At 61.8% G+C, this 13,496-nt stretch carries 12 protein-coding genes and 1 pseudogene; 7 read left to right on the plus strand and 6 right to left on the minus strand.

Translation table 11 applies throughout. The annotated features are described in order from the left end of the window. Positions 1–54 precede the first annotated feature (54 nt). Positions 55–417 carry a translation initiation factor Sui1 gene (locus tag HV670_RS14520; RefSeq protein ID WP_175105489.1) on the plus strand — a complete coding sequence of 121 codons (363 nt, stop codon included), beginning with the start codon at positions 55–57 and terminating at the stop codon, positions 415–417. Positions 418–501: 84 nt separating this feature from the next. Further along, positions 502–855, plus strand: a complete 354-nt coding sequence (locus HV670_RS14525; protein ID WP_175105490.1) for a DOPA 4,5-dioxygenase family protein — start codon at positions 502–504, stop codon at positions 853–855. Positions 856–2,142: 1,287 nt separating this feature from the next. Here the strand turns inward: HV670_RS14525 and HV670_RS14530 are convergent. Both HV670_RS14530 and HV670_RS14535 read right to left on the minus strand, forming a co-directional pair. Next, positions 2,143–3,294: a Gfo/Idh/MocA family protein gene (locus HV670_RS14530; RefSeq protein WP_175105491.1), complete on the minus strand. Its 1,152-nt coding sequence runs from the start codon at positions 3,292–3,294 to the stop codon at positions 2,143–2,145. Positions 3,295–3,301: 7 nt separating this feature from the next. Then, entirely contained in the window at positions 3,302–4,120 is an 819-nt protein-coding gene (locus HV670_RS14535; protein ID WP_246257428.1) for a sugar phosphate isomerase/epimerase family protein, read from the minus strand. A 152-nt stretch (positions 4,121–4,272) separates the two neighbouring features. On the opposite strand from HV670_RS14535, the gene HV670_RS14540 reads away from it, so the two are divergent. The 3 genes from HV670_RS14540 (at position 4,273) to HV670_RS14550 (ending at position 6,680) form a co-directional block, all read left to right on the plus strand. Next, positions 4,273–5,199: a helix-turn-helix transcriptional regulator gene (locus HV670_RS14540; RefSeq protein ID WP_175105492.1), complete on the plus strand. Its 927-nt coding sequence runs from the start codon at positions 4,273–4,275 to the stop codon at positions 5,197–5,199. Between the two features lie 244 nt (positions 5,200–5,443). After that, positions 5,444–6,265, plus strand: a complete 822-nt coding sequence (locus tag HV670_RS14545; protein ID WP_175105493.1) for an alpha/beta fold hydrolase — start codon at positions 5,444–5,446, stop codon at positions 6,263–6,265. An 85-nt stretch (positions 6,266–6,350) separates the two neighbouring features. Further along, positions 6,351–6,680: a thioredoxin family protein gene (locus HV670_RS14550; protein ID WP_175105494.1), complete on the plus strand. Its 330-nt coding sequence runs from the start codon at positions 6,351–6,353 to the stop codon at positions 6,678–6,680. Positions 6,681–6,716: 36 nt separating this feature from the next. Here the strand turns inward: HV670_RS14550 and wecB are convergent, their stop codons facing one another. Together wecB and HV670_RS14560 are read right to left on the minus strand one after the other, a co-directional pair. Beyond that, on the minus strand, positions 6,717–7,931 hold the full coding sequence (gene wecB, locus HV670_RS14555; RefSeq protein WP_175105495.1) for a non-hydrolyzing UDP-N-acetylglucosamine 2-epimerase: 1,215 nt from the start codon (positions 7,929–7,931) through the stop codon (positions 6,717–6,719). 1,008 nt (positions 7,932–8,939) lie between these two features. Next, on the minus strand, positions 8,940–9,287 hold the full coding sequence (locus tag HV670_RS14560) for a hypothetical protein (RefSeq protein WP_175105496.1): 348 nt from the start codon (positions 9,285–9,287) through the stop codon (positions 8,940–8,942). 93 nt (positions 9,288–9,380) lie between these two features. On the opposite strand from HV670_RS14560, the pseudogene HV670_RS31010 reads away from it, so the two are divergent. Both HV670_RS31010 and HV670_RS14570 read left to right on the plus strand, forming a co-directional pair. Continuing rightward, positions 9,381–9,791: pseudogene (locus tag HV670_RS31010) on the plus strand (YaiO family outer membrane beta-barrel protein); the annotation flags it as partial. Positions 9,792–10,243: 452 nt separating this feature from the next. After that, positions 10,244–10,579 (plus strand): hypothetical protein, encoded by a 336-nt coding sequence (locus tag HV670_RS14570; RefSeq protein ID WP_175105497.1) that lies wholly within the window; start codon positions 10,244–10,246, stop codon positions 10,577–10,579. A gap of 35 nt (positions 10,580–10,614) precedes the next feature. On the opposite strand, the gene HV670_RS14575 is transcribed toward HV670_RS14570, so the two are convergent. Together HV670_RS14575 and HV670_RS14580 are read right to left on the minus strand one after the other, a co-directional pair. Further along, complete coding sequence (locus HV670_RS14575) at positions 10,615–11,796, minus strand: cystathionine gamma-synthase (RefSeq protein WP_175105498.1); 1,182 nt, start codon at positions 11,794–11,796, stop codon at positions 10,615–10,617. Next, the gene (locus HV670_RS14580; RefSeq protein ID WP_175105499.1) at positions 11,793–13,166 is read right to left on the minus strand and encodes a pyridoxal-phosphate dependent enzyme; all 1,374 of its coding nucleotides are present in this window, start codon (positions 13,164–13,166) and stop codon (positions 11,793–11,795) included. Before HV670_RS14580 ends, HV670_RS14575 begins: the two co-directional genes overlap by 4 nt. Positions 13,167–13,496 lie beyond the last annotated feature (330 nt).

The raw sequence follows: 13,496 nt of genomic DNA on the forward strand, positions 1-13,496 counted from the left end.
CCGCTGCTAAACTTGCTGCCATTCACAACTGAATGAGTCTTGCGCAGGTCAATCATGAAAAGTAGTTCGACAGGCGGCCTTGTCTACTCCACCGATGGCGGACGGATGTGTCCCGAGTGCCGGCGGGTGATCGCGGAATGTGTTTGCAAGGCCGGCGCCAGGGCGACGCCGGCCGGTGACGGCGTGGCGCGCGTGTCACGTCAGACCAAGGGTCGAGGCGGGAAGAGCGTGACGCTCGTCACAGGGTTGGCACTCGATCCGCTCGCCCTCGCCTCGTTGGGCAAACAGTTGCGCACCGCATGCGGTTCTGGGGGAACGGTCAAGGATGGTGTGATTGAAGTGCAGGGCGACCACTGCGAGCGGGTCGTCGACGTGCTAAAAAAATATGGGCATAACGCGAAGCGGGCCGGTGGCTGATGACTCCGACGTACGAACGCGTGACGGGGTTGCGGACAAGGTTAAATTGATCTCGAGTTCTCCAGGAACAACGAAGGGTAAGCGATGGCGTATCTAGATGTGTCAGCGGTCACCGGTTGGCATGCACATGTGTATTTCGATTCATCGAGCCGCGATGCTGCCTTTGCGTTTCGTGAGCAGGTGATGACCGTGCTTGGCCATATTGTGGAGATGGGGCGCTTCCATGAACGACCCGTCGGTCCCCATCCTCTTTGGAGTTATCAGATAGCGTTCACGCCAACGCATTTCGCGGAGGCTGTGGCGTGGCTGACACTCAATCACGGTGCGCTCGACGTCTTCCTGCATCCCAACACCGACGATGCGCTGCGCGACCACCGGGATTGCGCAGTCTGGCTTGGTCATAGCCATCAACTCAATTTGAAAGTACTCGGCGGCTGACACGAAGATCGGCAGACTGCGCGGTAAGCGCCACGGTGCGTACCCGTTAGTCCCTGTTGGAAAGCACCCATAGACAATAGGCCGTCAGTAGTGCGGGGAAGCCAATGACAATTGCGTAGAACATTTTCATTCCTCGAAAGAAATGGAGATACAGGTTGCTATCTGAAGGCTGCGGAAGATCGCGGTGATGATGAAAACTAGCCTTGCTGTATGGGTTCTATGGCCCCTCTATCATTGCATTGCCTAGTGCCAAAAGGGTGAGCGTTCCAAAAAGTAGACTGATTACGGCGAAGATATGTGCACCGGTCAGATTGAAGTGGTCGGCATATGCCAGCCCAGTGGCTCCAGTGATGCATGGCACCGCAAGCGCGTGCACGGTCCTACCCATTTGTTGGCACTGCTCCCGGTTGGGCTTCCTCAGGCCGTCTATCAACCGTCTGTGCCACCGCTTGCTCGAGCGACACCCTTGTTCAGCAATCTTCGCGTGGTATAAGCCATTCGCTTCCTCGCGAAGCCGGTAGTTCAACCCGTCTGCAGTCATCGCCACCTCCGGAAAACACTCCCCGTCTTGTGCTCGTTTCACCAATTCATGAAGGGTGCCGGGCACCCGCGCGACTCCGGCATGCGGGTTGAACGAGACGTTGCCGCTTATCGAAATCCCGTGTGTGAACGAGAAAGTGATGCGTCCAATGATCATGGCGTTCTAGCAAAGCGCTCCTCCGTAAGAGTCATTGACATGCTCCCCTACCTGAAAAAAGGGGATTCCCACTTCAAAGAATGCCACCCAACATCATCTCAAAGAGACAGGGGACTTACGCTTTCTCCATGGGCTGACACCGCCAGTCCGGCGGCCAAACCCTTTCGCGCAGCTGAAACAGCGGCGGTGACATGCGCTATGACCGCCGACATCCCCGCACCGACAGGTGCAACCCTTCGATGCTTGCATCGCGCGCGAATGATCAGGAAATAGAATCGCACACAGATCAAGGCGAAATAATGAGACGGGATCTCCGGGTGTGTAGGACGCAGCCGCAGTTTTTTCTGGCTGGTTTTCGACGGGGTCTTGGGGACGGGCAGGGAAGGGGATAGCCAGCGCAGGTGACACGCGTTGAACAATGAACCGGGGGGTGATCAAAGAAGGAACAGCGTAAGGAAACACATCGCGCAGCTCAAAAGCAAAAGAGTGCGAACGACGTTTGCAGTCATCCACACTCTCTGTTCAACGACCAACGACCAACGACCAACGACCAACGACCAACGACCGTCGGCCGTCGCTCAGTCAACCGTCTAAGCAACCGCGTACGCGGCCCCGAACACTTCCTCGCCGCTACCAAGCGGTACCGCTTCGGGCCGCTCGCAGCGGCTTTCGATCACGATATGCCGCCCTTCGTTCGACGAGCGTTCGAATGCCTCGAGCACTTCAAGCACATGCAAGGCCAGCGCCCCGCTTGCGCGATGCGCACGGCCCTGCTGGATCGCGCTCGCCATATCGAGCACACCCACGATCCGGTAATCGGCTACCGCTTCGCCCGATCCCTTGGTCCGGTTGTTCACACCGAACGGATGTGCGCTGATGTCAAGCGGCTGCCACGGCGCATCACGTTCGCTGATCATCGGCGTACCGCCGAAGAAGTTCGGGTCCGGCACCAGCATGCTGCCTTCGGTGCCATAGATCTCGATCGGCGCGCGCTGGTGGCGCCAGACGTCCCACGAAGCACTCAACGTCAAGTTCGCACCGCTCGCGAACTGGAGCAGACCATTGACCGTGGTCGGAACTTCGACATCGATCGACTGCCCCTTGAGCGGCTCGCTCGAAATCGTACGGGTCGCATTGCCGATTGTCGTCACGCCGGCAACACGAGCAACCGGCCCCAGCATGTTCACGAGCTGTGTGATGTAGTACGGCCCGAGATCGAGAATCGGGCCACCCCCCGCCTTGAAAAAGAACCCGGGGTTCGGGTGCCAGTGTTCCATGCCATGCGAGAGCACCGCGACCGTTCCGCCGACCGGCTGGCCGATACGGCCGCCGTCGATCGCATGCCGCGCCGCCTGATGCGAGGCGCCGAAGAAAGTATCGGGCGCGCAACCGACCCGCAATCCCTTGGCATCGGCCGACGCGACCACGGCACGCGCATCGGCGAGCTGTGCCGACAACGGCTTCTCGAGATACACGTGCTTGCCCGCATTGAGAATCTGCAGGCTGACCGACGCATGCGCCGCGGGGACGGTCAGGTTGATGACGATCTCGATCTCGGGGTCGGCGAGCAGGGCCTCGACCGACTTTGCCTCGATGCCGTAAAGCCGTGCCTTGGCTTGTGCGGCCTCTGGCCGCAAGTCCGCGCATGCCTTGACCTTGATGAGTTGCGAAGCGGCCGCGCCTTTCAGGTAGGCGTCGCTGATGTTGCCGCAGCCGATGATGCCAATAGTGGTGGTGCCCATGCTGCCTTTATCCGTTCAGGGAAGAGAGGAATTTGAAACTTGCGCGTGCAAAGCGGTCCGGATCGGACGGCTTGTCGTGTTCGGCGACGAGCCAGGTCGCCCCGGTTTCGCGGCAGGCCTGCGCGAGATCGTGCCAGTCGAGGACACCTGAACCGACATCGGCCCAGCCGTCTTCATCGAGCATCTCGCCGCTCGGCGCAAGGTCCTTTGCATGTACCGAGACGACCCGGTCGCGGTAGCGTTCGAGCCATTTCCTGGGATCGGCGCCGCCACGCACGAGCCAGGCGATGTCGGCCTGCCAGGTCAGGGGACTGTCGCCCGCCGCCTCGAACAGCAGCTCGAGTGCATTGCGTCCGCCCTCTTTGGGCTGCAGTTCCCAGTTATGGTTGTGGTAGCCGAGCTGGACGCCGCGGCCCGCGAGCTGCCTGGCCATACCGCCGAGTTCGCTGCCAAGCGCACTCCAGTACGGAGCTTCGCTATTGCGTTCGGGCACCGGTACGGAGGGCATGAACAACTGTGTGAAGCCGATGGTCTGGCAGGCATCGGCAATGCTGTCCACGCCGGCACGCAGGGCGTCGATGCTGACATGGCTCGACGAGGCCGTGAGGCCGCGCGCATCGAGCTTCGCCCGCGTGCCGGCGGCATCGTTCAGGTGGGCGCCGATCAGTTCGACGTGGCGGTATCCCGCCGCCGCGACCGTGTCGAGTTCACGCTCGAGATTGCCGATATTGCGCATGCTGTATATCTGAATCGAAAGCGGCCATGCGTGTGCATTTCCTGCGGTGGTGCTTGCTGCGGTTCCTGCTGAAGCTTCGACTGTAGACACGTCTGTCTCCTCCGTACGCGTAATCTGGGGTTGGACATCACCGACGAGCGGTTGAAATCACATAGAATGATTCCAGCCAGCGCACTTGCAAGACATAGCCGGAGCCGCAATCCATATGGCCAAAGGCGAGATTCCGACTCCGCACAAACCCTATGCATCCGAACCATCGCCCTTTGCTGAGTCTCGAGCCCAACGCTGCAACGACGCTCAGACAGCCGAACCTCGCCGCCAGCTTTCAGCTGACCGGCGCGCATTCGCGCGAGGTCCCCGCGGGCTGGGCCTATCCGCGGCATGATCATCCCTATTTCGAACTGTGCCTGCTCGAAGCGGGCCGGCAGGACACGCGGCTCACAGGCCGCACGCTGCGCCAGGCGCCCGACGACCTGTTGCTGCTTTGCCCCTTCGACGCGCACGCCAGCACGACACCGGTCGCTTCGGCCTTGTACTGCATCCATTTCGACGTCGACGAACTCGCACTGCGGCGCCTGCTGTGCCGCGGCGGCTCGCGCCTGTTCGAGGCGGATAGCACCGTCGGCCAGCACCTGCGGCCGGTGCTTCAGCAAATGCGCTCGATCGCGCATCACGACGGCCTGGTCTCCCGGCTCCAACTGGCCTCGGCGCTGTTTGCGTTGTTCGCAGTCATGGCGGGGGCCTACCAGCGTGAATACACTGCCTTGCCCGAACTGCCGCAGGCAACCTTGCAGACCGCGACGCGGCTTGCAGAGCGCATCGAACGTGAAGTTGACGCCGGCGGCACGACATCGATCGAATCGATGATCCGGCAACTCGGTTATCACCCCGACTACGGCAATGCGCTATTCCGCCAGGTCTTCGGCCTGTCGGTGCGGCAGTACGAGTCGACCTTGCGCCTGCGCCGCGCGAAGATGCTGCTGCTCGACGACGTGCTGTCGGTTGGCGAGATCGCCACGCGGCTTGGCTATGCCGACAGCAACGGCTTTTCGCGCCAGTTCAAGCGCTGGTCCGGGGTGTCGCCGCTCGCGTTCCGCGTGCGTGCGGAAGAGGCGCCCGCGCATGATGCCGATGCGCGCGCGGTGCCGCTCAACGTACATCCAGTCTGAACGGTTTTGCAACGCGGCCAGGCCGCTGACCGGCCATGACAGCGTAGATCCCGCGTCGGATCGCGCCTTGCGTATCGACAGTCGAGTCGGCACAACCCCGGTCTGCAAGCTTTCTGTGCCTCTCCTACACTCGGCGAGCGTTGTCCTGTTTGTCGATGCGCACATCATCGAGCGGTCCTGCGCCTGTCGCATGACCGGTGTTCCGCGCGGGGAGAACGCATCCACATCAATATGGAGCCCCTAGATGAATACCATCACGACAAAAGACGGCACGCAGATTTTCTACAAGGATTGGGGCAGCGGTCGCCCAATCGTCTTCTCGCACGGCTGGCCGCTCGACGCGGATGCATGGGATGCGCAGATGCTGTTCCTCGGTGCGCAGGGCTTTCGCGTCATCGCGCACGACCGCCGCAGCCACGGCCGCTCGAGCCAAACGTGGAGCGGCAACGACATGGATACCTATGCCGACGATCTCGCGACGCTGCTCGACACGCTCGACATCACGGAAGCGATGCTGGTCGGGCATTCGACCGGCGGCGGCGAGGTTGCCCATTACATTGGCCGTCACGGCACGCGGCGCGTATCGAAGGCCGTACTGATCGGCGCGGTCCCCCCGATCATGCTCAAGACCGCCGCGAATCCGGGCGGCTTGCCGATAGAAGTCTTCGAGCAGATTCGCGCAGGGGTCAAGGCAGATCGCTCGCAGTACTACAAGGACCTCGCAATGGCGTTCTACAGCTACAACCGGCCCAACGCAAAGATCTCGCAAGGTGTGATCGACGCGTTCTGGCTGCAGGGCATGCGCGGCGGCATCAAGGGGCAGTACGACTGCGTGAAGCAGTTTTCAGAAGTCGACTACACGGAAGATCTCAAGAAGTTCGATGTCCCCACCTTGATCCTCCATGGCGACGACGACCAGATCGTACCGATCGACGACGGCGGCCGCCTGTCGGCAAAGATCGTCAAGAATGCGACGCTCAAGGTCTATGAAGGTGCGCCGCATGGCATGTGCACGACGCTGGCGGATCGGGTCAACGCGGACCTGCTTGCGTTTGCGAAGTCCTGAGTGCGTCGACGCGCCGCGGTCCTGCAGCCTTGTCGATCCTCTGCTGTAATGTCGTCACGACGACTTCCATAGCAGGGGAACGGCCATGCCGATGAATACAATCTATACCGATGCGGAACCCGCGCGCGCTGAACTCGACGCGCTCGAAGGACCGACACTCGTCGAATTCGGTACCGGTTGGTGTGGTTATTGCCGCGCGGCTCAGCCGTTGCTTGCGTTGGCGATGCATGCGCACGACACGCTGCGGCATCTGAAGATCGAGGACGGCAAGGGGCGCCGCCTCGGCCGCTCGTTTCGCGTGACACTCTGGCCGACACTGGTCTTCATGAACAACGGCAAGGAAGTCGCGCGCCTGGTTCGCCCGACCGATGCGGGCGAGATCGGGCGCGCACTCGCGCAGATCCACGCAGGCTGAAGCCCTCGATACCCTCGCGACCGCGCGTGCTTCACTTCAAGTCGAACGCAAGGCGTTGAGCCCCGCAGCCACCGCGCTACGGAAAGTGACTTGCATCCACGTTTCGTCCTGGGCCATCGGTGATGTCGCGGGACGGCCAAGCAGGGCCTCGACGATCCGTTCACTCGCGCGGCCGTCACCGTAGGGATTGCTCGCGTGCGCCATCGCATCGTATTGGGAGCGGCTGTCGAGCAACGCGGCGACCTCGGCCACGATGCGTTCGGCATGCGTGCCGACGAGGCGGGCCGTGCCGGCTTGCACGGCTTCGGGACGTTCGGTCGTTTCACGCGTCACGAGAACCGGTTTGCCGAGCGCCGGCGCTTCCTCCTGGATGCCCCCCGAGTCCGTAATGATCAGGTAGGCGCGCGACATCAGGAAGACGAACGGCAGATAATCCTGCGGCGCGATCAGGTGCACGTTATCCACCCCGCCCAGGATCGCCTTGACCGGCGCTTGCACATTGGGATTCAGGTGAACCGGGTAGACCAGCTGGATATCGTCGTATCGCATCGCGAGTTCGCGCAGGGCCTGGCAGACGTGCCTGAACGGTTCGCCGAAACTCTCGCGCCGATGCCCGGTCACGAGGATCAAGCGGCGCGCGGGATCGAGAAACGGATAGCGCGATGCGATCCGCGCCACGAGCACGGGATCGTGGTCGAGCTTGCGCTTGACCTGTAGCAGCGCGTCGATGACCGTGTTGCCGGTCATCACGACACCGGCGGGCGGCACGCCTTCGCTGAACAGATTGTTCTTGGCCTGCTCGGTCGGAGCGAAATGCCATGAAGCGACGGCATCGGTCACGCGGCGGTTGAGTTCCTCCGGCCATGGCGAGCGGATGTTGCCGGTGCGCAGGCCCGCCTCGACGTGGCCCAGCGGAATATATCGATAGAACGCCGCAAGGCTCGTCGCCAGCGTCGTCGTCGTATCGCCATGCACGAGCACGGTATCGGGCTTCCACTCCCCGTAGACCGCGTCGATTCCCTGGAGAATGCCCGAGGTCAGATCGCTCAGGCTCTGATCCTTGCGCATCACGTTGAGATCGAAGTCCGGCACGATCTCGAACAGGCCGAGCACCTGATCGAGCATCTGGCGGTGCTGGGCGGTCACACAGACTTTCGCGTCGACATCGCTTCGCGCACTGAGCGCGCGTACCAACGGTGCCATCTTGATGGCTTCCGGCCGGGTGCCGAACACTGTCAGGATTTTCTTCATGGGGTCCTCGCCGATGGCATGCGGCTCGTTGGGCGCATGGCGGTTGATGTCCGATATAGGGACTGGCCACGCCGAGCAATATACGGACCACGCGAGATGCGGGGAATCCGCGATGCGAACAGTCGGAGCGGTCGCGCGAGGTGGATTGGGCGAGCTTCGAAAAGGGCTCGTCGCGAGTGACGGAACAGAGGTTTGCGCTCCTAAAACACAACTTTTAATAAGGTAATCAAGACCCGGTCGGCGGAGCGTCATGGGTCCAAGGATTATTGTTTTTTTTGACGGTACTTCGTCGAGTCGCGTATTCACTCAGTGAATTTGCCGCTCGGTAAATTTGGCGGTTGAAAAAAGGTTGCACTTGTGAAACTCTGCGACGGCCGTCGGGCGCCGCCGCAGGACCGATGAACTCCATAGGGGCGGCAATCGTGTGCCGCGAATCCGCGACCACCAGGCTGAGCCTTCCAAATGAAAGCTGACTGCAGGATGTAGCAGATGCGAAACGTATCGTGAATGTTTCGTATTGTGGCAAGAAAGTTATGATGTAAGCATTGATGTCAGCGTATCGAAAGGTTTTTCTTGCAGGCTAAGTAATAGTGCGTTATCGGTTCGCCCCGCGTGCGCGGCCGACTAAAATCTCCTTGCTGCTGCCCTAAATACTCTCGATGGGCCAATGAGCGTGCACCGTATATGAATGAGCGCCGGAAACGCGCGGATTTTATCGTTTCAAGCTTGAAACGATAAACGATGTTTCGGGATGCCAATCATGTCGCGAGCCGACTCGGCGTTCACGCGACGAGTCGCCGCGTACGGCATTCGCTCGTGTCTTTCCCCCTCCTCGACGTCTTTTCCCGCTCTGGTCCGAGTCTTGCGTTTTGCCTCCAATCTCCGGGCACGGCTTGAGGACCGGGCGTGTTCCCAAAAGAAGAGCGGATTGCCACCGTGGCTGCGGCGCGTTCACGTGTCGCACGCGGACTTAAGAGGAGCCAGCGTGAATCCCATCCCTCCGACATTTCAAGTCGTCAGGAGAACGGTCTTGCTGAGCGCGCTTGCATCGTTGCCATGGGTCATCTGGTGCCGATGTTTTGCAGGGACGGTATCACCGGTTACCGGCGCCGCGGCTGACTTGCGGGGCGCAGGGCAGCTCCTTTCCGCGGCGACGTCCGGCACGCGGGACATGACGTTCGTCGTTGGCTCGGCGAGCCTGCTCGAGCCGACGTTCCCCGACGGCGACGACGCCCCGCGGAAGGACCCGCGCCGCGATGCCGCGCAGCGACGCGTGCCGATCGCGATCGTCGACGAAGTCTCGTCCGCGATGCGCTGGTCAGGCCACGCGATGGTTGTCGCGATGCTCGCGTACATGCGCGACTTCATCGTGCTGATCTGCGTCTATGCGCCACGTCACTACGTGTTCAGCATTGGGCGCCTGTTCGCGCCGCAACGCACGCCGTATCGATCCATCGTGCATGCCGACTGGCCGACGCTGACCGTCTTCGCCGCCGCGCATACAGCACTTTTCTTGACGAGATCGCGGAGTTGCACCGCTTCGGCGAGCGCACGACGTTCGGCTCGATCGACTACATCAAGGACCTCGACGCGGACTGGTTCGGCGCCGCGAGGTTCGCGGGCACGACGCAGGGCACGATCCTGCCGAGTGCGCGGGTCGACCTGTCGATCAACCGGAAGGTGCTGCTCGATCGCAGCCTGGTGTTCTCGCTCGGTGCCGGATATGCATGGAACCGCTCCGGACACCGCACCCAGCTGTATCACGCGGGTCTCATCTGGTACGTGGTGCCGCAATGGATCCTGGAAGCGGGCTGGAACTACAGCGTCGATTCACCGGGGTCGATCAAGGCGCCGGCGTATTTGACCTGGAGCATCCACCCGCTGGCCATGGCTTACTGGATGGCGGTGTTGTCACGGAGTATTGAGTATATGGATCCGGCATTGAAGCTCGAGGTGATCGACTACCACGGCGACTGGGTGCATACGTCGCTGCTTAGCGCGAACATCGCCCCCCATGAGCCGGACCCCGTGCTGCTCGCGCTGACCTCGTGTGTGTGCATCGTGGGCGGCTTCGCGCGCAAGGAGCGGTGGCTGCCGTTCGCCTACCTGCTGCGCATCGCATGCGCGACGCATTGGAATGTGCTCGAAGAGACCTTGTATCTGGCCTTCGAGGATCGAATGGTTAACCCGTTGGAGCCCGTGCAGTGTTGTCCGTCCTAGTTGCCGCGGGATGGATGTCCGGGCGCAGCCAGCCCGGTGGACAAAAAGATCTGGAGTCGGACATCGACGACTCTGAATGCGAGGTTAACGCCATGCCGCGAATCAACCAGTACGGTGGGAGTGAGCGCAATCGCTGCAGGGTGACCTATAGCATGGAGGTTGCGCGACAGGCGGCGCATATCGAAAGCACGCTGCATGTGGAGGACATGAGTGCGCGCGTGCGCAACGTCGTCAGCGAATTCGAGGCGCAGTTCGGCGCCGATGACGTGAGGCCGTTTCTACAGCTGCTATGCCGCGCGCTCGAGGCGCGCGGCAGTTCCGAGGCCGAGCGCGTGGTGCGAAGGGAGCTCGGACGGTTTTGTCGCAGCAAGGAGCTCGGAGCGAACGTGATCAATATGCATCGTGCCGCTTATATTGCCAAGTCGTAGCATTGATCAGCGGCGCACGAGGGGTAGCAGCGAAATCAGATCTTCTCCAATGCCTGCTTGAGATCCAGGGTCAGGTCGTCGAGGTCCTCGACGCCAACGGACAGCCTGACGAGGCCGTCGCCGATCCCGAGCGCTGTGCGATTGTCCTCGGGAATGCTCGCATGCGTCATGATTGCCGGATGTTCGATGAGGCTCTCGACGCCGCCCAGGCTTTCGGCCAGCGAGAAGATCTGCACGGCTTCGAGAAAGCGCCTTGCGCCGTCGAGGTCGGTCGCGAGGTCGATCGAGATCATGCCGCCGAAGCCGTGCATCTGGCGCAGGGCCAGCGCGTGCTGAGGGTGCGACGCGAGACCTGGATAGTGGACGCGTTTGATCTTGGGCTGCGTCTCGAGCCACGTCGCGAGGGTCAACGCGTTGCTGCAGTGACGTTCCATGCGCAGGGCGAGCGTCTTGATGCCGCGCAGGGTCAGGAAGCTGTCGAACGGACCCGAGATCGCACCGACCGAATTCTGCAGGAAACCCAGGCGTTCGCGCAGTTCGTCGAGGTGTGCGCCGGCGCCGACGATCGCGATACCGCCGATGACATCGGAATGTCCGTTGAGGTATTTGGTCGTCGAATGCACGACGACATCGATGCCAAGCTCGAGCGGTCGCTGGACATAGGGGCTCGCAAAGGTATTGTCGGCGACGGTCACGATGCCGCGCGACCGCGCGAGCATGGCGATCGCCCGCAGGTCGGCAAGACGCAGCAGGGGATTGGTCGGTGTCTCGACCCAGATCATTTTCGTGCGCGGTGTCAGCGCGGCTTCAATCGCGGCGGGATCGGCCAGGTCGACGAAAGTGAATTCATGGCCGGCGCTGCGGCGGCGCACACGCTCGAACAGGCGGAAGGTGCCGCCGTACAGGTCGTTGCTCGCGACGATATGCGAGCCGCTATCGAGCAACTCCAGCACGGTTGAGATCGCCGCGAGTCCTGATGCGAAGGCAAAGGCTTTCGTGCCTCCCTCGAGATTGGCGACACAGCGTTCGAGTGCCCAGCGGGTCGGGTTGTGCGAACGCGCATAGTCGAGGCCCTTGTGCACGCCGGGACTGCTTTGCACATAGGTCGAGGTCGCGTAGATCGGCGGCATGATCGCGCCGGTCGAAGGGTCCGGCGACTGGCCCGCGTGGATCACACGGGTCGCGAACCCCAGGCCTGAATGCGTATCTTGCGTCATGCGAGCGTTCTCCTCAAATGGTTCAGCAGGTCGATGCGGGTGATCAGACCGTGAAAGCCCGATGCGTCCGCGATGATCGCGACAAGTCCACGGCTGAGCAGTGCGCCGAGTTCCGCGAGACTCGCCGAGGGGGCGAGGGTCTGCGGAGCATCGGTCATCGCCTTGGCAACGGGGGCGTGAAAGCCTTCAGCATCGGCCTGCACGAACAGCAACAGGTCCGACTCGTCGATCAGCCCGATCACGCGGTTGCCGTCGAGCACGGGCAGCTGCGAGACATCGAGCTGGCGCATGCGCTGGAACACGGTCAGCAAGGTATCGACGGGGCCGACGCTGAGCACGCTGCCTTCCTCGAAACGACGCGAGATCAGGTCGCGGAGGTCGCCATACTGGCGCCGAGCAAGCAGCCCGTGCTCGATCATCCAGTAGTCGTTGTAGACCTTCGAGAGATAGCGAGTACCGGTATCGCAGACGAAGCTGACGACCCGTTTGGGCACGCTCTGTCCACGGCAGTAGCGCAGTGCGGCCGCGAGCAGGGTGCCGGTCGACGAGCCGCCCATGATGCCCTCGCGCCTGAGCAGTTCGCGGGCGGTGCCGAAGCTCTCTTCATCGGAAATGGAATACGCGGCGTATATGCCGCTGAGATCTGCGATGCCCGGTACGAAGTCTTCGCCGATCCCCTCGACGGCCCACGATCCCGCTGTACCGACGATGCCGGTGCGCGTGTACTCGGCCAGCACCGAGCCGGCCGGGTCCGCGAGCACGAATTCGAGTCCGGGCCGCACGGTGCGGAAATAGCGGGTGAGGCCGGTCAGCGTTCCCGCCGAGCCGACACCGACAACGATCGCGTCCAGATCGTGACCGGTCTGTTCCCAGATCTCGGGCGCCGTGCCCTCTTCATGCGCGCGGGGGTTGTCGGGATTGTTGAACTGGTCGGCAAAAAACGCGCCTTCGATGCCGGCCGCGAGCCGCGCCGCGTAGTCCTGGTAATACTCGGGATGGCCCTTGCCGACATCGGAGCGCGTCATGTGCACCTCGGCACCGAGCGCCTTCAGATGCAGCACTTTTTCGGTCGACATCTTGTCCGGCACGACCAGCACGATCCGGTAGCCCTTGGCACGCGCGACGAGGGCAAGTCCGAGACCGGTATTGCCCGCGGTCGCCTCGACCACCGTGCCGCCGGGGCGCAGCCGGCCGTCGCGTTCGGCAGCCTCGATCATCGCGACGCCGATCCGGTCCTTGATCGAGCCGCCGGGATTTTGCGATTCGAGTTTCAAGAGCAGCGTGCAGGGACCCGTGTCGAAGCGCGTGAGCTCGACCAGCGGCGTGTTGCCGATCAGGTCGAGCACCGCGGGTCCGGAAGACTTCGTCATGCGCTCACCTCGGCGGGTCGGGTGAAAAAAGCATACACCAACCCCTCCGTATCATCCCGACCCTGCATGACAGGGGGGATACAGCCGGTGAGAAATCCATCGATGTTGCAATGCGAGAAAAATCCGGCTATCCAGAATTTTGATTTCGCTATGAGGCCAATAGCTGTACTGAATGACGAGCCTTTTGAGATCAATCGGAGATCTCCGGTATTCTCATTAATCCATTCATTTTCATGGAATTAGTATTGCGATCATCCTTCAGTTTGTAAGCAGATTGTCATTGTTCTCGCGGGCGCACCAGTGTTTTTTGCGAAGCAGCATTTATTTCTT

Source organism: Pararobbsia alpina, from assembly GCF_902859895.1.
Taxonomy (GTDB): domain Bacteria; phylum Pseudomonadota; class Gammaproteobacteria; order Burkholderiales; family Burkholderiaceae; genus Pararobbsia; species Pararobbsia alpina.